Origin of the sequence: Streptomyces sp. NPDC058683 (assembly GCF_042716195.1) — a bacterium.
Classification (GTDB): Bacteria; Actinomycetota; Actinomycetes; order Streptomycetales; family Streptomycetaceae; genus Streptomyces.
In genome coordinates, this window is sequence record NZ_JBHXSK010000003.1 from 207,216 (window position 1) to 225,503 (window position 18,288).

Genomic DNA, 18,288 nt, shown 5'->3' on the forward strand with positions numbered 1-18,288 from the left:
GCCGTCGGCTTCTGCTCCTCGCTCAAATGGCCGAATACCTACTTGCCGCGATCCCATCGTCTGACGGGAACCGGCCACCCCCGGTGTCCTTACGCTGCCGGCGTGGGGAGGAAAACCGTAGTCGACGGGGCGGCCGGAACATGGGCACCCGCCGTCGGCGAACACCTGACATGGATCCGCGACGTCCTGGGAGAGCTCGACCTCCCGGCCGCGCGTCGCGACAAGCTGTGGTCGGCACTGCGCACCGTACAGACCCGTGCCGACGACCCTGAACTGCGCATCGCCGTCTTCGGCGAGGCGTCGAGCGGCAAGAGCACCCTGCTCAACGCCTTCCTGCGCCGCCGGCTGCTGCCGTCGTCGGCGCGGGTGACCACCACCGTCACCACGGTGCTGCGGCATCACGACGGCGCCGAGGGCCTGCGGCTGAGAACGACCGACGGAACCGGACTGGACTGGCCGTCGGCGGCCTTCGACACATGGGCCGGCGGACCGCGCACGCCGGCCGCGGACGGTCTGGAAGCCGCGCTGGACCGGGTGCTCACCACCGACCTGGCGCTGTGCGTGCGGGACCTGGAGGTACGGTCTCCGGTCCGGCCGCTGGGCGACGGCGTGGCGGTCCTGGACACCCCGGGGTTCAGCGTGACCGACCCGGGGCACCGGGAGATGGCCGAGGCCGCCGTGCGCCAGGCGGATCTGGCGGTGGTGGTCGTGCCGGCCGTCGCGGCCATGTCGATGACCCTGGCGGACTTCCTGACCGGGCCACTGCTCAACCACCACGACCGGTGCGTCTTCGTGGTCACCAAGATCGATCTCATCGACGAGGGCGAACGGGACGACACCGTCGAGTTCGTCGCGGACCGGCTCAGGTCGATGGGCATCACCGATCCGCTGCTGCTGCCCTGCGCGCCGGGCCGGGCCCTGCTGGAGACCGACGCGGCGGACGGCGGTACGCGGCCGGCCGGGGACCACTCCGGTCATCTGGCCCGTTTCCGTGCCGTGGAGCAGCGGCTGGTGCGGCTGGCCGCGGAGCGGCGGGAGTCCGCCATCGCGGCCACCGTGCTGACCCTGCTCTCCCAGCTGCTGGCGGCCGTGGAGGAGACCGCCGACGCCCAGCGCGCCGAGAACCGCCGCGCGCAGCGCGGACTGGCCGCCCTGTCGCTGCCGGACTTCCCGGGCTTCCTGGACGCCTGGACCCGGCGCGTCGCCGACCGGGTGAACACCGGGACGCGGTACCCCGCGACGAACGCCGCGGTCGGTTCGGGACGCTCCGGGCTGGACGCGAAGGTGGTCGCCGCGGTCGCCGACGAAAAGATCGACAACATTCGGGAGGCGGCCTCCGAGGTCTCCGGGATCGTCGGTCGCCACCTCAAGAAGGAGGCCAGGAAGACGGCCCGGGCCGCGGCCCGGCGGGCCGGTGACCTGCTGGCCGCCGAAGCCGGCGAACTCGCGCGGGACTTCGCGGCGCAGTACGGCGCGCTCGCCGGTCTGGCCGGCGAGACACCCGCCGCGCCGGTGGTCCCGGTGACGGACCTCGACCTGCCCGAACCGGACCTGTCCGACGTCGACGCGGCGCTGACCGCGATGGGCGCCGAACTGGTCAGTGTCGGCAACTGGCGCACCGGGGGCGGCGCGGCCGCCGGCGCCGTCATCGGGAGCATCATCGCCCCCGGGATCGGCACCGTCATCGGCGGCGCGCTCGGAGCCATGATGGGCACCCGCGGCCGGGACACCGCACGGACCCAGTTCCTGCAGAAGGCGCGCCCGATCATCGCCACCGCGTACACCGAGGTCGACGCCCTGCACACGGTGTCGCTCCAGCGCATCGCCGAGGCGGTGGACGACAGTGTCGCGGCACTCCGGCAGAAGTACGAGGCCGGGTTCAGCGACGAGATCGCCCGGCTCACCCTGGCCAACCAACGCCAGCGGGTCGCGCTGGACGCCGCCGTCGCCGCCGCCGAAGGCACCGCGGCCACCGCCCGGAAGCGACGTGAACGGGTCGCCGTCCTGCGCCGGCGCACTTCAGGCACCGTGCACGCACCAGAGGAGTCGTAAGCCATGGACATACAGGCCGATCCCCAGCAACCCTCCACACTCACCCCACCACCGGCCACCGCCGGCACCGCCGGCACCGACGCCGCCGCTCCGCCCGCCGCCCAGCAGGCGCCTTCCGACTCGACCGGCGGCACCGTCAAGCCGGCCCCGTCCGGCGGCACCGGCAACACCGTCAAGCCGGCCGTACCCGGCCCCACCAGCGGCACCGTAAAGCCGGCCCCACCCGCCGCCGGACAGCCGGCCGCACCCGGCCCCACCGCCAGCACCGTTCAGCCGGCCGCACCCGCCGCCGAACAACCGGCCGTACCCGGCCCCACCGCCGGCGCCGTTGCGCCGGCCGCACTCGACGCCGGACAACCGGCGCTCCCCGGCCCCGCCGGCAGTGCCGTTGCGTCGGCTCCGGTGGCCGCCGGCGGGGTGCTGCCCGTTCCCTCGCATGTCGCCGATGTCGGTGGGGACGCGCCGGGTTGGCTGCGGGAGGCTCAGGGGCTGGCGGAGGAGTACCAGCTGGACCGGATCGCGGCGGACCTGGCGGCGCTGGCCGACGGGCGGGGCCGGCGGCTGTTCCGGGTCGCCGTGGTGGGCGAGTTCAACCGCGGCAAGTCCACCCTGGTCAACCGGCTGCTCGGCCGGGACCTGCTGCCGACCGGCTCGCTGCCGGTGACCCGGGTTCCGGTGGTGGTGCGGGCCGCCCAGGACGAGACGCTGACCGTCCGCTGGCCGGACGGGCGGCGCGAACTGCGCCGGCTCGACGGTGACGGCGCGTGGGACGGCCTGACCGGGGTCGTACCCGAGGAGGGCTCCGGGGCCGCGGGCGGAGTCCCGGAGCCCTCCGTGACGCTCACCGTGACCGACGGCTGGCTGGACGGACTGGACGCCGAACTGGTGGACACCCCCGGGGTCAACTTCGGCAACGACGAGCAGCTGGAGCAGGTGCGCGAGGTCGCCGCCGGCTGCGACGCCGTGCTGTTCGTCGTCTCCGCGCTGTCCCCGCTGGGCATCACGGAACGCAGCCTGCTGGAGGAGGAGGTGCTGCGCCGGCACATCCCGTTCGTCGCCGTCGTCGTCACGATGCTCGACCTGCTCGACCCCGAGGACCGGGCGGAGGCCCTGGAGGACCTCGGGCGACGGCTGGCCGGCCTGTCGAACCTGGCCGTGCTGGCCGCCCCCCAGCCCGGCGCCGGCGAGGCCGAGGTGGCCGCGCTGCACGCGCTCACCGAGGGGTTCGCCCGGCGGGACGAGCGTGCCGTGTGGCGCGACCGGCGGATCGCCGCCCAGGTCGCCGACCACTGCGACGCGATGACCGCGATCGCGAGCCGGACGATGGCGCTGGACCGGCTCACCACGGACGAGGCCGCGGAAGCGACGAAGAAGGCGCAGGCGGCGCGTGAGAACGAGGAGCGCCAGTGGGAGCAGCTGCGCATCGATCTGACCGCACGCCAGCTCACCCTCACCACCCGGCTGCGGGAGTACGTGCAGAGCAAGCGCGACGGAATGATCGAACGGCTGCGCTGGGAACTGGACCGGACCGGCGACCCGCGCGGCTGGTGGGAGCGTGATCTGCCGTTCCGGCTGCGCCACGAACTGTCCGTGCTGGCCAGGGAGTCCGAGCGGACCGTGCTGCTGCCGGCCCTCACCGCCGACAGCGGCTGGCTGGACGAGGAGGTGGCCGCCCGGCTGCCCGGTGCCCGGCCGAGCTGGATCCCGGCCGCGAGCGGGCTGAAGCTGTCGGTCGAGCCGGAGATCTCCGGCGACGTCTCCAACCTGACCGGGGTCCGGCTGGCCACCCGGCTCGGCGCCCAGGGCGGGGCCATCGTCGGCTATCTGATCGCCGCCGCCCGCTCGGCGCCGCTGCCGATGATCTACGGCGCCGGTTTCAGCCTGCTCGGCGGGCTGCTCGCCGAGGCGTCCATCCGGGCCGCCACCGAGGCCCAGCGCAGCGAGGTGGACGCGCTGCTCGTCCGGGTCGTCGACGAGGCCACGACGGCCTTCCAGCGGCAGGCGGTCGAGATGCTCTCCGAGGTCTACGCGGACGTGTTCGAGCAGCTCCGGCAGTCGCATCTCGCCTGGCACGACGCCTGGCGGACGGTGGCCGACTCCCGGACCGGAGGCGACCAGGACTGGGCGTCCCTGGCCCGGTCCGCCGCCTCCCTGGGTGCCCGCATCCGGGCCGGACTCCGGGCCTGACCCGCGGGCCGGGACCCCTCACCGGCTGCAGATCCGAACGAATCAGAGCGAATCAGTACGAAGCCTCACGGGTCGTAACAGATCAGAACAGAGAGGACGAACGGGCCATGAGCACGGAAGAAGGCGGGTATGCCGCCGCGGCGGCGCAGCGACTGCGGCTGACCGGCATCTGCCGCCAACTCGGCAAGATCGCCGAACAGATAGGTGACAGCGGGGCGGAGACCATGGTGTCCGCCATCCTGGAGCGGATGGACACCGACGCCTTCTACGTGATGGTCGTCGGCGACTTCAAGCGCGGCAAGTCCACCTTCGTCAACGCCCTGCTGGGCGCCCAGGTGCTGCCGGTCAAGGCGGTGCCCGCCACCGCGGTCATCACCGAGGTCAGGTTCGGCGAGGCCCCGGCCGCCCAGCTGTGGAAGGAGGACTCCGTCTCCCCGGAGTCCGTCGCCCCGGAGCGGCTCGTCGACCTCATCACCGTCAACAACAAGGCGCACGACCAGCGCAACCCCTATGTGAAGGCCGAGGTCATCTGGCCGCTGGAGCTGTGCCGCAACAACGTGGTGCTGGTCGACTCACCCGGCCTCAACGACCACGAGAGCCGTGACGAGATCACCCTCGGCTATCTCCGCAAGGCGGACGCGGTGATCTTCCTCCAGCATGCCATCGCCCCGATGAGCATGGACGAGTCCCAGTTCCTGACGACGTATCTGGACGCCCACGACCCGTTCTTCGTCTTCACCTACTTCGACGCCATCGACGACCACGAGCGGGACGACGTCATGGCCGCGGCCCGCCACCGGATCACCGCCCTGCGCGGCGACGAGCGCGACCGGGGCCGGTTCTTCTTCGTGGACGGCAAGACGGCGCTGCGGGCCAGGATCTCCGAGGACACGGCCGCCTTCCGGTCCTCCGGGGTGGCCGCGCTGGAGACGGCGCTCGAACACTATCTGGCCACCGAACGGCACAAGGTCAAGATCCTCGCCCCGGCCCGTGCGCTGAGCGGCCTCGCCCGTGAACTGGACCGCAACATCCCGCACGAGCTGGCGATGCTGGACTCGCGGAGCGGGGAACTGGAGCGCCGCTGGGAGGGCGCCCAGCAGCCGCTGCGCGAACTCCAGGCCCAGGCCCGGCAGATCACCATGGAGACCGAGAACGAGACCCGGAAGCTCCAGGGACGGGTGGAGAACCTGCTCGGCGGCTTCCTGGCGGCGGTCGCGGACGAGGCCCCGGTCGTCGCGGCCGACGTCCCCCTCACCACCAAGCTCGGTATGAACCCGCTCAAGCTCAAGGAGCGTGTCGAGCAGATAGCCGGGGAGATCGCCGCGGGTACCGCCAAGCGGATCGAGGAGAAGGTGGCCCAGTGGGTGGCGAGCTCCCTGGAACCGGTGATCGCCCAGGACCTGGAGAAGCTCGCCGAGCGGATGAACACCGAACTGGGCTCCTTCGAGGCGCGCCTGGACCGGCTGCGGGTCGACCTCACCGGGGTGACCGGTGCCGCCGCGGCCGGTGAGCGTCAGCAGGAGCCGCCGCTGACCCGGTTCCTGGCCGGGGTGGGCGGCTTCGTCCTGGGCGGGGTGGCCGGCGGCATGATGGGCGCGCAGTTCGGCGTCAAGGAGGCGCTGCGCGCGCTGCTGCCGACCATGGCCATCGCCATGGTGTGGCTGTTCACCCCGTTCGGACTCCCCACGCTGATCGCCGGGCTGGTCATCCAGGGCATCGTGCAGAGCAACATGGCGGGCGGCCGGCTGGAGACCAAGATGCGGGAGGCCGTGGGCCGGGAGATGGCCACCCAGATCCGGCTGGAGGCGCCCAAGCAGGCCGGCGCGGCCGCCAAGTCCTTCGTGGACACGACCATGCGGCCCATCACGGAGGCCGTGAACAGCGGACTGTCCTCCCGGATCGAGGAACTGACCCGCAGTGTGGCGACGGCCCAGGAGACCCGGGAACAGGGCAAGGAAGCGGTCGAACAGCGGCGCACCGAACTCAAGCAGCTGGACGAGCAGCTGCGGCGGACCGGCGCGGACCTCGACGACGTGGTGGACGACCTGGTGAGGATGTGATGGCCCGTTACCGCAGGCGGCTGTGTCTGGCGGTGGACCTCCGCCACTACAGCCGCCACACCTACCCCGAGCAGCAGGACGCCCAGTACCGGCTCCGGCTGGTGGTCGAGCACGCGCTGCGCCGGGCCCGGGTCCTTCGGGTGCGGGCGCAGCAACAGCTCCAGGGCGACGGCCAGCTGGTCGTCTTCCCGGCCGGGGTCGACGTCGTACGCGCGGTCCCGGCGCTGGTCCTCGGGCTGCGCGACGGTCTCTTCCAGGCGAACCGGGCGCCCGGGCTGTTCGGCCGGCTGCGGATGCGGGCCAGTATCGGCCAGGGGGCGATCTCCCGGGCCGACCGGGGTTACCTGGGTGACTGCGTGGTGCTGGTGAACCGGCTGGTGGACTCCGGTCCGGTGCGGCACGCGCTGGAGGCGGACCCCGCCAGCGACCTGGCGCTCGCCGTCTCGGACGGCATCTACCGGGACGTGATCCTGCCCCAGGTCCACGGGCTGTCGGCGGACGAGTTCCGCCGTGTCGACGTGGTCCTCCAGGAGAAGGACTTCGCGTCGAGTGCCTGGCTGCACGTGCCGAGGTCGGCTCCGGCCCGGGACCTGGGGGCGGAGCAGGTGATCTGGGGCCACTCGCCGGGCCGTACCGCCCTGCGGGAGTTCGTGGTCCCGGCGCTGGGCGCGGCGCATCTCGCGGCGACGGTGGTCTCGCAGAGCAGGACGCTGCGCGAGTGGGTGCTGCCGGGCGAGCACACCCAGGCCCCGGCGACCACGGCGGCGGCCGCCGACCCCGACTTCGACGGCCCGGACGAGGAACGGCACGCGGACCCGCACCACGCGGACCCACAGGACGGGCACCACGGCGCCCCCCACGACCCGTACGACGGGCACCACGCCGACCCCGCGTACGACGGGCACCACCCGGACCCCCGTCACCCCGATCCGTACCACCCGGACCCCTACCACCACGACCCGGGCCACTCCGACCCCGGACATCCCCCGGGCGACCCGTTCCACCCCCATGCCACGGACGACACGGGGGGCCATCACCACTTCCACCTGCCCGACTTCCCTCACGGTGGGCACTGAGCGATGACCCGACACGAGCGAACGGCGCAGGACCTGACCGCGGCGGTCGCCGCGCTGACCTCCTTCCAGCTGGTCACGCAGCAGGCGGACGCGAAGGCGGGCACGATGGTCACGGTGCATGTCGGGCTCGCCGCCGTCATCGCCACCCGAAGCGGGGACCTCGGTGCCCCGGCCCCGACCACGCCCCTGGCCGTGCTCTTCTGGCTGGCCACCCTCGGCTACGCGCTCGCCTTCGTCATGTCCGGCTATCTGCTGGTGCAGGTGATCCGGCCGCGCAAGGCCGGGCTGGCCGCGTCCAACCGGTTCGCGCTGGACGCGGCCGAGGGCGGCGGGGCCGACCCGGACCGGCAGCCGGTGACCGAGCTGTGGGCGACGGCCAACGCCATCGCCCGGATCGCCGAGCTGAAGAACCGTTATGCGGCCCGCGCCGTCATCTGGGTCTCCGCGATGGTGCTGGCGGCGGCTTCATGGCTGGTCCTGGCAGGGGCGGCACGGTGAGCGGCGAGGTGCCCCAGACCGTGCCGGCGATCCGGCCGAGCTCGGACACGTCCCGTACCAGGATCCGCCGGTAGCCCGTCTCTATGACCGACTGCTGGCGCAGGGACCGCAGCACCCGGTGCACGCTCGGCTCGGAGGCCCCGACCAGCTCCGCCAGTTCGGGCTGGGTCAGGGCCACCCCTATCGAGATGCCGGTGTCCCCGGCCCGGCCGTAGATCCGGGCGAGTTCCCCCAGCACCCGGGCCACCCGCGTCGCGACCGCACAGCTGCCGAACTCCTGGCGGCGTCGGGTCGCCCAGCGGAGCTTTCCCGCCACGGCCCGCATCACGGCCTGGGCGGCGTCGTCGTAGAGCGCCAGGAAGGCGAGGAACTCCTGGCTGCTGATCCGGTTGGCGACGCCCGTGCCGGACGCCACGACGGTGGCGACCCTGGGCTGGTCGTCGAAGCAGGCCAGTTCGCCCACGATGTCGCCGCCGGCCCGGACCGCCAGCAGCGCCTCCCGGTTGTCCTCCGTCATGGCCAGCACCTTGAACCAGCCGCTGAGCAGCAGGAACACATGCGAGCCCGATTCCCCCTCTCGCATCAGCCGTTCGCCGCCGGTGAAGCGCGTCGGTCGTCCTAAGGAGATCAGATGGTCGCGCGTCGGTGCCGAGAGTTCGCCCAGCAGGCTGCTGGCCGGCCAGGGATTCCTCTCCACCCTCAGGGCGGATGCACTGCGCGCAGCGCCAGACGCCATAAACGAGCCCCCCTCGAATTGCCGTTCGTTTTCAGACACAGCGCCGGATTTCATTATGTGACGCTTATAACCGCCCTGTTCAGGAATTTGCTTTTTTGCGCAAGTGTGTTGCCGTGAGACGCCACGACGGGAAGACCCCACCCGGACGGGTGGGGTCTGGGCCGGCTGCCGGGGAGGGGGCGGCGAGGTGGCGGTCTCAGTCCAGGTAGCCCCTCAGCTGGTCCGCGAAGGCGTGGTCCCGGAGCTTGTTGAGCGTCTTCGACTCGATCTGGCGGATCCGTTCCCGTGTCACGCCGAAGATGCGCCCTATCTCCTCCAGCGTGCGCGGACGGCCGTCGGCCAGGCCGTACCGCAGTTGCACGACCTTCCGCTCCCGCTCCCCCAGCGTCGACAGCACCGCCTCCAGGTGCTCGCGCAGCAGCAGGAACGCGGCCGACTCCACCGGGCTCGCGGCGTCGCCGTCCTCGATGAGGTCGCCGAGGGCCACGTCGTCCTCCTCGCCGACGGGGGCGTGCAGGGAGACCGGTTCCTGGGCGAGGCGGAGCACCTCGCCGACCCGCTCCGGCGCGAGGTCGAGGTGGGCGGCGACCTCCTCGGGCGTCGGCTCGTAGCCCCGTTCCTGGAGCATCCGGCGCTGGACGCGCACGACCCGGTTGATGAGTTCCACGACATGCACCGGGACGCGGATGGTGCGGGCCTGGTCGGCCAGGGCACGGGACATGGCCTGGCGGATCCACCAGGTCGCGTAGGTCGAGAACTTGTAGCCCCGGGCGTAGTCGAACTTCTCGACGGCGCGGATCAGGCCCAGGTTTCCCTCCTGGACCAGGTCGAGCATGGTCAGGCCGCGGCCGACGTACCGCTTGGCCACCGACACGACGAGCCGCAGGTTGGCCTCGATGAGGCGGCGCTTGGCCATCCGGCCCATGACGACCAGCCGGTCGAGGTCGAGGGCCAGCTCGCTGTCGAGGTCCGGGGCGCCGCCCAGCTTCTCCTCGGCGAACAGACCGGCCTCGACGCGGCGGGCGAGTTCGACCTCCTCGGCGGCGGTGAGCAGCGGGATACGGCCGATCTCGCGCAGGTACTGCCGGAACAGGTCGGAGGAGGGGCTGCCGTTGTCGACGCGGGCGACGGCGGCCGGCTCGGGCTCCGGCTCGGTCTCGGGCTCCGGAGGGTCGGCCGTGAGTTCCTCCACGGCCGGGTCCTCGGCCTCCGCCGGCTGCTCCGTCTCCGTCTCGGGGTGGACAGCGACCCGGCTCTGCGGTGGCACGCCGGTATAGACGTCGCCGTCGGCCTCCGGTTCGTCCGTGAGCGTGCTGTCGGTCTGGGTCAGGGTCTGGGTCTGCACGGGGGCGACCTCCAGGATGATCGCTGCCAGGGGGTACGGCAGCGGTACTTCGGGGACGGAGACGACGGCCTCGCCGCTGTCCGTCCCGTACGCGATGAGTGGAACGGCGGGGGTGTAGGACCCGTCCGGGACAGGCCGGCCGCGCTCCGAGGACTCAGGCACCGCCCCCAGTGTGGGGTAAGACACATCGCCGCCACGAGGGGCGTGCGGTGACTTTTTGCGTCCGGTCCGTGACCGCGTGGTTATCCTGTCGGCCGCTCGAAGCTCACAGGGCGGCGACGCCGCGCTCGCGCAGCGCCTGCCCGTACTGCTGGAGCACCCACAACTCGTTCTGTACGGCGGCGAGTTGGGCCGGGTCGCCCCCGCTGCCGAGGCGGGTGAGGGTGATCTGGATCTCGTGGATACGACGGTCCACGGCCCGGCGGCGGACGGTCACGAGCTGCTCGCCCGCGTAGTTCTCGTCGACCGTGCGGCGCATGATCGCCTCGACGGCGAGCTCCGTGACCATCGCACGGACCGTGTCGTCGGGGGCCGACTCACGCACCCGGACCAGGTACTCCTGCGGATCCTGCACGCCCCACTCGGAGCCGCCCGCCTCCATGATGGTCTGGCGTACGGCCGCGTACGGCGCGGCGGTGAACTCGTCGATGCCGTAGGCGTCGAACGCCGGGGAGACCAGCTCGGGCCGCTGGAGGGCGAGCTTCAGCAGCTCGCGCTCGGTGGCGTAGACGGCGTTGCGCAGATTGAGGGCGGGACCGGAGACGGCCGGGCGCGAGCCGCCGGTGTCGTACGACGGCTGCTGCGGACCGCGCGCCGGGGTGGCCCCCCTGCCGCCCTTGTCCCGTGCCCAACGGGCCAGCTGGGCCACCCGCTTGACCACGAACTGGGTGTCGAGGATGCCGAGCATGCCGGCCAGTTCGACGGCGACCTCGTGCTGGGCGCCGCTGTTCTTGATCCGGGCGACGATCGGTGCGGCCTCGTCCAGGGCGGCCGCGCGGCCCGCCGGGGTGTCCAGGTCGTAGCGGGCCACGATCTGGCGGAGCGCGAACTCGAAGAGCGGGGTGCGGGGTTCGGCCAGGTCGGCGACCGCCTCGTCGCCCTTGGCGAGGCGCAGCTCGCAGGGGTCCATGCCGTCGGGCGCGATGGCGATGTACGTCTCGGCGGCGAACTTCTGGTCGTCCTCGAAGGCGCGCAGGGCGGCCTTCTGACCGGCCGCGTCGCCGTCGAAGGTGAAGATCACCCGGGCGCTGCCGTTGTCCATCAGCAGCCGGCGGAGGATCTTGATGTGGTCGCCGCCGAAGGCCGTGCCGCAGGTGGCGATCGCGGTCGTCACGCCGGCCAGGTGGCAGGCCATGACGTCCGTGTAGCCCTCGACCACGACCGCGCGGCTGGCCTTGGCGATGTGCTGCTTGGCGAGGTCGATGCCGTACAGGACCTGGGACTTCTTGTAGATCGCGGTGTCGGGCGTGTTGAGGTACTTGGGCCCGTTGTCCGCCTCGTAGAGCTTGCGGGCGCCGAAGCCGACGACCTCGCCGCCAATGTCCCGGATCGGCCACATCAGCCGCCCCCGGAACCGGTCGATGGGCCCGCGCCGCCCCTCCTGCGACAGCCCCGACAGCAGCAGCTCCTTGTCGGTGAAGCCCTGGCCGCGCAGATAGCGGGTGAGGTGGTCCCAGCCCTGGGGGCTGTAGCCGACGCCGAAGTGGACGGCGGCGGCCTGGTCGAAGCCGCGCTCGGCGAGGAAGACCCGGCCGGTCTCGGCCTCGGGGCCGGTGGCGAGCTGTTCCGCGTACCAGACGGCGGCGATCTTGTGCGCCTCGACCAGCCGGATCCGCTCACCGCGCTGGTGGGAGGGGTTGTACCCGCCCTCCTCGTACCGCAGGGTGATGCCGGCCAGTCCGGCCAGCCGCTCGACCGCCTCCGAGAAGGAGAGGTGGTCGACCTTCATCACGAAGGTGAGGGTGTCGCCGCCCTCCTGGCAGCCGAAGCAGTGGAAGAGTCCCTTGCTCGGGCTGACCTGGAAGGACGGCGACTTCTCGTCGTGGAACGGGCAGAGTCCCTTGAGGTTCCCGCCGCCCGCGTTGCGCAGCTGGAGGTACTCGGACACGACGGCGTCGATCGGGACCGCGTCCCGTACCGCCTTCACGTCCTCGTCATTGATCCGTCCTGCCACGGATGAATTCTACGGTCACTCAAGCGCCCCGAAGGGGCGCGGGGAACTGCGCGACCAGTCATCGACGGCCCGCACCCGCGAGACGACAGATCCCGGCAGCCCCTTAGGCGAGCGATTCCAACGGCACGTGAGGATCCGCCAGGGCCTCCGTGTCCACGGCCGCCCCGGAAACGATCAGCTTCTGGATCGGCTCTGTGACATCCCACACGTTCACGTTCATCCCGGCCAGCACCCGCCCCTCCTTCAGCCAGAACGCGATGAACTCCCGCTTCCCCGCGTCCCCCCGGATGACGACCTCGTCGTACGACCCGGCCGGCGCCCACCCGCTGTACTCCATCCCGAGGTCGTACTGGTCGGAGAAGAAGTAGGGCACCCGGTCGTAGGGCACGTCACGGCCCAGCATCGAGCGCGCCGCCGCCGGACCGCCGTTCAGCGCGTTGGCCCAGTGCTCCACCCGCAGCCGGGTGCCGAACAGGGCGTGCGGGAAGGAGGCCACGTCGCCGGCCGCGTAGATGTCGGGGTCGGACGTCCGCAGCCGTTCGTCGACGACGATGCCGCCGCCGTCCGCCCGGTCGGCGATCTCCAGCCCCGCCGCCTCGGCGAGCCCGGTCCGCGGCGCCGCGCCGATCGCCGCGAGGACGTCGTGCGCCGGGTGCTCCTCGCCGTCGTCGGTGCGGGCGGCGAGCACCATGCCGTCCTGCCCGACGATCTCGGTGAGCTGTACGCCGAAGCGGAAGCGGACCCCGTGCTCCTCGTGCAGCTGGGCGAAGACGTTGCCCAGCTCGGGCCCGAGCACGCCGTGCAGCGGGGTCGGCCCGTGCTCGATGACGGTGACCTCGGCGCCGTACGTCCGGGCCGCGGCCGCGACCTCCAGGCCGATCCAGCCGGCGCCCGCGATGACGAGGTGCCCGTTGTCCCGGCCGAGGGCGGCGAGGACGCCCTTGAGGCGCTCCGCGTGCGCGAGGCGGCGCAGGTGGTGGACGCCGGCCAGGTCGGTACCGGGGATGTCGAGGCGGCGGGGCTCGGCGCCGGTGACGAGCAGCAGCTTGTCGTAGCGGACGATCGTGCCGTCGTCACCGAACCGGACGGTCCTGGCGGCGCGGTCGATCCGGTCCACGGTCTGGCCGAGGTGCAGCTCGATGTCGTTCTGCGCGTACCAGGCGGGCTCGTGCACGAAGACGCTGTCGCGCTCCTCCTTGCCGAGCAGATAGCCCTTGGAGAGCGGCGGCCGCTCGTACGGGTGGTCGCGTTCGTCGCAGATCAGTATCACCCGGCCGCTGAAGCCCTCGGCTCGGAGCGTCTCGGCCGCCTTCGCGCCGGCGAGTCCGCCACCGACGATGACGAATGTCTGGTCCGCGTCGACCACTTGATGCCTCCTCGTAAGGGTGCCGCCACATATGCCACCCACATGCGCCGCACTGTGAGCCTCCCGCACGCAGCGTGATGCGGGAAGAGGGAGAGACCTCCGCTGACGCGATCATGACCCGATCAGGCCACGGAGGGTCACAATGTGTTCACATACGCCCCGTCAGCCTCGCATGCAACGACCGCGCTGAGGCGTCGGTGAGCGAGGCGATCTGGTCGACGATCACGCGTTTGCGGGCGTGGTCGTCGGCCGCCGCGTCGAACAGCGCCCGGAACTGCGGGTCGAGGCCGTCGGGGGCGCGGCGGGTCAGTGCCTCGGCGAGTTCGGCGACGACGACCCGCTGCTCGGCGCGGATCAGCTCCTGTTCGGCCCGCTGCATGACGTAACGGTGAGCGATCGCCTTCAGCACCGCACACTCCATCCGGGCCTCGCGCGGTACGACGAGTTCGGCGCCGTAGCGGGTGAGCCGGCCGGTGCCGTACGTCTCGCGGGTGGCGGCCTCCGCGGCCAGGCAGAAGCGGCCGATGAGCTGGCTGGTGGCGTCCTTGAGGCGGGCCTGGGCCACCGCGGTGCCGTCGTAGCCGTGCGGCCACCACTCCTCGTCCTGGAGCCGGTCGAGGGCGGCGGCGAGTTCGGCGGGGTCGGTGCCGGCCGGCACGTATCTGCCGACGGCGACCGCGTAGACCTCCTGCCGTTCCGGTTCGGCGTGCAGGCAGTTGGGGTCGATGTGGCCGGCGTGCAGGCCGTCCTCGACGTCGTGCACGGAGTAGGCGACGTCGTCGGACCAGTCCATGACCTGCGCCTCGAAGCAGGTGCGGGTGCCGGGGGCCTCCTTGCGGACCCAGTCGAAGACCGGGCGGTCGTCCTCGTACACCCCGAACTTCGGGGACGCCGGGTCGATCGGGTGCGCGCCGCGCGGCCAGGGGTACTTGGTGGCGGCGTCCAGGGCGGCGCGGGTGAGGTTGAGGCCGACGGAGCCCTCGGGAGTGAACCGTTTGGGTTCGATGCGGGTGAGCAGGCGCAGGGACTGGGCGTTGCCCTCGAAACCGCCGCAGTCGTCCGCGAACTCGTTCAGCGCCTGTTCGCCGTTGTGGCCGAAGGGCGGGTGGCCGAGGTCGTGGGAGAGACAGGCGGCCTCGACGAGGTCGGGGTCACAGCCGAGGGCGGCGCCCAGCTCCCGGCCGACCTGCGCGCATTCGAGGGAGTGGGTGAGGCGGGTGCGGGGGCTGGCGTCCCACATCTGGCTGGTGTTGCCGGGGGTGACGACCTGGGTCTTGCCGGCGAGCCTGCGGAGCGCCCCGCTGTGCAGGACGCGGGCGCGGTCGCGCTGGAAGGCGGTGCGGCCGGGGCGTTTGTCGGGTTCGGGGGCCCAGCGGTCGGCTGACGCCGGGTCGTAGGCCGAGGAGGGTGCGGGTGCGGGGACTGCCATGGTTCGACACTACGGGGCGATAGTGACAAACGGGTGTTTGGTGCGCCTACTGGCCCGCCGGGTCAGGTTGCGTTTGCGGGTGCGGGTCCGTTGTGGTCGTGCGCGCCCACGCGGCGGAGCCGCATACCGGCACGGCCCCGTACCCCTGAAGGGCGCAGCCCTCTCACGCGGCCGCGGTCACCGGCGTTTCCCGTGCCCGCTGATACCGGTGCAGGATCAGGGCGGCCATCGCGTCGTGGGCTCCCAGTGGGGCCGACGCCAGCCATGGGGCCCGGCCCGCGCACTCCGTGGCGAAGCGGCCGGGGGCCGTGAAGCAGGACGCCACGGCGATGTGGCGGCGGCCTCGCGCGCGCAGGGCGTGCACCGCGTCCGTGACCGTCGGGGTGGCCGCGGACGCGTAGCCGGGCAGGACCGGGACGCCCAGGCGGGCCGACAGGAGGCTGGCCGTCCGCTGCGTGTCGAGCCTGGACTCGGGGTCACGGGAGCCGGCCGCCGCCAGGACGACGGCGCTCGCCGGGCGGTGGCGCCAGCCGGCCTCCAACAGGCGGGCGTGCAGGGTGTCGACGAGCAGGGGGTGCGGGCCGAGGGGGCCGGCGATGCGCGTCGGCGCCTGCGCTGCCGCCGCCATCTCCGGGATGTCCCGCTTCACGTGGTAACCGCGGCCGAGAAGGAGCGGGACCAGGACGGCCGGGGTGTCGCCGAGGGCCGCGAGGGTGTCCGGGAGCAGCGGCTCGTTCAGCTCGATGTGCCCGAGGTGCACGGACAGCTCGGGGCGCAGCTCGCGCACCCGGTCCATCAGGGCCCGCACGGTGCTGAGCGCACGGGGGTCACGGCTGCCGTGGGCCACCAGGACCAGGGCGGGCGGGCCGGGGCGCGGAGGAAGGTCGGACACGGTCATGACGGGATCCTCGCCGGACGGGATTGCACCCCCGTTGCCTGCCGGTCACGGGAGTTTTCGTACGCTTCACGGCACGGATCCGGCCGCTGTGAGTGAACCGGAACGCCTCGGCCGGCGTCCTCCAAGGTCGGAGCCGCCGGGGGCGGCCACGGGGAAGCCGAGGAGAAGTCGAGGGGGAACAACCGTATGAAGATCCGCCGACCGCGGCTGCCGCGCACCCGCACCGGCAGACGGCGCCTGGTGCAGGGCGTGATGGCCGGCTGCGTGCTGGCGCTGCTGCCGGCCACCTGGCTGTACGTGTCGACGGCCGACCGGCTGCACACGGCGGCGGACGTGCCCCGCACCGACGTCGCGGTCGTCTTCGGCGCGGGCCTGTGGGACGGCGAGCCGTCGCCGTACCTCGCCCACCGCCTGGACGCGGCGGCGAAGCTGTACCGGGAGGGCCGTATCAAGGTCGTCCTCGTCACCGGCGACAACAGCCGCAAGGACTACGACGAGCCGGACGCCATGCGCACGTACCTCGCCGGGCACGGGGTGCCGGACCAGCGCATCGTCAGCGACTACGCCGGCTTCGACACCTGGGACTCCTGCGTCCGCGCGAAGAAGATCTTCGGCGTGGACCGGGCGGTACTGATCAGCCAGGGCTTCCACATCCGGCGCGCGGTGGCGCTGTGCGAGGCGGCGGGGGTCGAGTCGTACGGCGTCGGGGTCGACGCCAAGCACGACGCGACCTGGTACTACGGCGGGACGCGGGAGGTCCTCGCGGCGGGCAAGGCGGCCCTGGACGTGCTCTTCGAGCCGAACCCCCAGTTCCTCGGAGCGAAGGAACCGGGGGTCACGAAGGCCCTGGCCTCGGCGGCCCGCCAGACCGACCAGCCTGGTTAGGCCGGTTGCGCCGGTCGGCCGGTCCGGTCGGATCGACGAGGCCCGTCGGCCGGTCGGGCCATCGGCCGTCTCGGCCCCTCGCTCAGTCAGGAGCGACGGCCGTTCAAGCCCACCGGCCAGTCGGACCCGTCGGCCGTTCAGACCTCTCAGCCAGTCAGGAGCGCTGGGCAGCCTCGGCGTACGCGGCCGCAGCCCTGGCCGTGGCCATGGCCGCAGCCGAAGTCGTCGCCGTGGCCGAAGTCGTCGCCGTGGCGGCAGCCGTGGCCGTCGCCGGGCGGGGTGGGCGGCCGCAGGTGGTGCGCGGGCGGTACGCGCTGGTCCCGGCCCGGTCCTCGGCGGCGCGGCCGAGGTGTTCGAGGCCGCCGTCGGAGGTCCAGCGGCCGAGCGCGCCGGTGCGGACCATGGCGCGGTCCTCGCCAAGGAACGGATCGGGTGCGTACCGCCCGGCGCTCGGCCCGCCGCCGCCGAGGTGCCCCGCCGGGACGCAGTCGCCGCCCGCCCACACCTCGCCGGTCTCGCCGACGGGCAGCGGCCGGCGGTCGGCGTCGAGGACGTACACCGTGGTGTTGGCGACGGGGCGGCCGACGGCCGGTCGCCCGGCGGCCGGGTCGTGGCGGCCCATGGTGCTGACGACGGCCGCCTCGGCCGGACCGCGGCAGTCGAAGAGGGCGGCCTGTCGCGACCAGCGGTCGGCGAGCGGACGCGGCGGGCCGGACTCCCCGGCGACGGCGACCGTGCGCAGCCGCGGGCAGGCGGCGGGGTCGATGCCGGACAGCACGGCCGGGGTGGCGATCAGGACGGTCGCGGTGCCGGCCGCGGCGGCGGGATCCGTGCCGCGGATGACCAGGGTGGCCCCGCGGGTGAGGCAGCCGAGGATCTCCCAGGCGGCCGGGCCGGAGGCGACGCCGAGGAGCTGGGCCACCCGGTCGCCGGGGCGGATGCCGAGGCCGCCGGGTTCGGTGAGCAGCAGGTTGGTGACGTTGCGGTGGGTGACCTTCACGCCTTCGGGGCGGCCGGAGGAGGTGTCGGCGGCGAAGAGGACGTGGCAGCCGTCGTCGGGGTGCGGGGGCATGATCATGGTGGCCCGCTGGTAGGGCACGGGGTCGTCCAGGGCGATGAGCCGGTGGCCGTCGGGGAGCGGGATGCGCGGGGCGTGTTCCTTCTGGGTGAGGATCACCCGGGTGCGGGCGGTGCGGATGACGTGGCCGAGCCGCTCCGGGGGCGTGCGGCCGATGTCCTGGGGGACGTAGGCGGCGCCTGCCTTGAGGACGGCGAGCAGGCCGACCAGCATCGGGATGGAGCGGCGGGCGAAGAGGCCGACATGGTCGCCGGGGCGGACGCCCTCGCGGACCAGGTGGGCGGCGAGGGCACCGGCGTAGCGGTCGAGTTCGCCGTAGGTGAGGGTCGCGCCGTGGTGTTCGGCGGCGACGGCGTGGGGGTGGGCGATCGCGTGCCGTTCGATCGCGCGGTGGACGAGCGGTTCGTGGACGGGTGCGCTGGGGCCGCGGCCGTACTGCCAGAAGAGGTGCTGGTCGCGGGGGGTGAGGTGACGCAGAGGCATGGCTCGGAGACCTCCTGGCTGC

The 18,288-nt window shown here is 72.8% G+C and carries 12 protein-coding genes and 1 pseudogene; 6 read left to right on the forward strand and 7 right to left on the reverse strand.

The window, feature by feature from the left end:
- Window positions 1–102 precede the first annotated feature (102 nt).
- From ACFWXC_RS04750 to ACFWXC_RS04770, 5 genes are all read left to right on the forward strand, one after another.
- On the forward strand, window positions 103–2,052 hold the full coding sequence (locus ACFWXC_RS04750; RefSeq protein WP_384473045.1) for a dynamin family protein: 1,950 nt from the start codon (window positions 103–105) through the stop codon (window positions 2,050–2,052).
- A 3-nt stretch (window positions 2,053–2,055) separates the two neighbouring features.
- Window positions 2,056–4,239, forward strand: coding sequence for a dynamin family protein (locus tag ACFWXC_RS04755; RefSeq protein WP_384473048.1), 2,184 nt, complete (start codon window positions 2,056–2,058; stop codon window positions 4,237–4,239).
- 107 nt (window positions 4,240–4,346) lie between these two features.
- Window positions 4,347–6,299 (forward strand): dynamin family protein, encoded by a 1,953-nt coding sequence (locus tag ACFWXC_RS04760; RefSeq protein WP_384473051.1) that lies wholly within the window; start codon window positions 4,347–4,349, stop codon window positions 6,297–6,299.
- A complete protein-coding gene (locus tag ACFWXC_RS04765; protein WP_384473054.1) occupies window positions 6,299–7,375 on the forward strand; it encodes a hypothetical protein in 1,077 nt (358 codons plus the stop codon). Before ACFWXC_RS04760 ends, ACFWXC_RS04765 begins: the two co-directional genes overlap by 1 nt.
- Window positions 7,376–7,378: 3 nt before the next feature.
- Window positions 7,379–7,873 (forward strand): hypothetical protein, encoded by a 495-nt coding sequence (locus tag ACFWXC_RS04770; RefSeq protein WP_384473057.1) that lies wholly within the window; start codon window positions 7,379–7,381, stop codon window positions 7,871–7,873.
- Here ACFWXC_RS04770 and ACFWXC_RS04775 read toward each other — a convergent pair.
- From ACFWXC_RS04775 to ACFWXC_RS04800, 6 genes and pseudogenes are all read right to left on the reverse strand, one after another.
- Entirely contained in the window at window positions 7,806–8,570 is a 765-nt protein-coding gene (locus ACFWXC_RS04775; RefSeq protein WP_384473060.1) for a Crp/Fnr family transcriptional regulator, read from the reverse strand. The two genes, ACFWXC_RS04770 and ACFWXC_RS04775, sit on opposite strands and share 68 nt — an antisense overlap.
- A 235-nt stretch (window positions 8,571–8,805) precedes the next feature.
- Window positions 8,806–10,116 (reverse strand): RNA polymerase sigma factor, encoded by a 1,311-nt coding sequence (locus tag ACFWXC_RS04780; protein WP_384473063.1) that lies wholly within the window; start codon window positions 10,114–10,116, stop codon window positions 8,806–8,808.
- A 103-nt stretch (window positions 10,117–10,219) separates the two neighbouring features.
- Window positions 10,220–12,127 carry a DNA primase gene (gene dnaG / locus ACFWXC_RS04785; RefSeq protein ID WP_384473066.1) on the reverse strand — a complete coding sequence of 636 codons (1,908 nt, stop codon included), beginning with the start codon at window positions 12,125–12,127 and terminating at the stop codon, window positions 10,220–10,222.
- Between the two features lie 103 nt (window positions 12,128–12,230).
- Window positions 12,231–13,493 carry an NAD(P)/FAD-dependent oxidoreductase gene (locus ACFWXC_RS04790; protein ID WP_384473068.1) on the reverse strand — a complete coding sequence of 421 codons (1,263 nt, stop codon included), beginning with the start codon at window positions 13,491–13,493 and terminating at the stop codon, window positions 12,231–12,233.
- A 148-nt stretch (window positions 13,494–13,641) separates the two neighbouring features.
- Window positions 13,642–14,922 (reverse strand): deoxyguanosinetriphosphate triphosphohydrolase, encoded by a 1,281-nt coding sequence (locus tag ACFWXC_RS04795; RefSeq protein ID WP_384473071.1) that lies wholly within the window; start codon window positions 14,920–14,922, stop codon window positions 13,642–13,644.
- Between the two features lie 166 nt (window positions 14,923–15,088).
- Window positions 15,089–15,820: pseudogene (locus ACFWXC_RS04800) on the reverse strand (sirohydrochlorin chelatase); the annotation flags it as partial.
- Window positions 15,821–16,006: 186 nt separating this feature from the next.
- Here ACFWXC_RS04800 and ACFWXC_RS04805 point away from each other — a divergent pair.
- Entirely contained in the window at window positions 16,007–16,705 is a 699-nt protein-coding gene (locus ACFWXC_RS04805; RefSeq protein WP_384473074.1) for a vancomycin high temperature exclusion protein, read from the forward strand.
- A gap of 154 nt (window positions 16,706–16,859) precedes the next feature.
- Here the strand turns inward: ACFWXC_RS04805 and ACFWXC_RS04810 are convergent, their stop codons facing one another.
- A complete protein-coding gene (locus ACFWXC_RS04810) occupies window positions 16,860–18,266 on the reverse strand; it encodes an AMP-binding protein (protein ID WP_384473077.1) in 1,407 nt (468 codons plus the stop codon).
- Window positions 18,267–18,288: the final 22 nt, after the last annotated feature.

Coding starts and splice junctions, on each gene's coding strand:
- ACFWXC_RS04805 (WP_384473074.1), top strand. CDS start 16,007: ATGAAGATCCGCCGACCGCGGCTGCCGCGCACCCGCACCGGCAGACGG.
- ACFWXC_RS04795 (WP_384473071.1), bottom strand. CDS start 14,922: ATGGCAGTCCCCGCACCCGCACCCTCCTCGGCCTACGACCCGGCGTCA.
- ACFWXC_RS04755 (WP_384473048.1), top strand. CDS start 2,056: ATGGACATACAGGCCGATCCCCAGCAACCCTCCACACTCACCCCACCA.
- ACFWXC_RS04810 (WP_384473077.1), bottom strand. CDS start 18,266: ATGCCTCTGCGTCACCTCACCCCCCGCGACCAGCACCTCTTCTGGCAG.
- ACFWXC_RS04770 (WP_384473057.1), top strand. CDS start 7,379: ATGACCCGACACGAGCGAACGGCGCAGGACCTGACCGCGGCGGTCGCC.
- ACFWXC_RS04765 (WP_384473054.1), top strand. CDS start 6,299: ATGGCCCGTTACCGCAGGCGGCTGTGTCTGGCGGTGGACCTCCGCCAC.
- ACFWXC_RS04760 (WP_384473051.1), top strand. CDS start 4,347: ATGAGCACGGAAGAAGGCGGGTATGCCGCCGCGGCGGCGCAGCGACTG.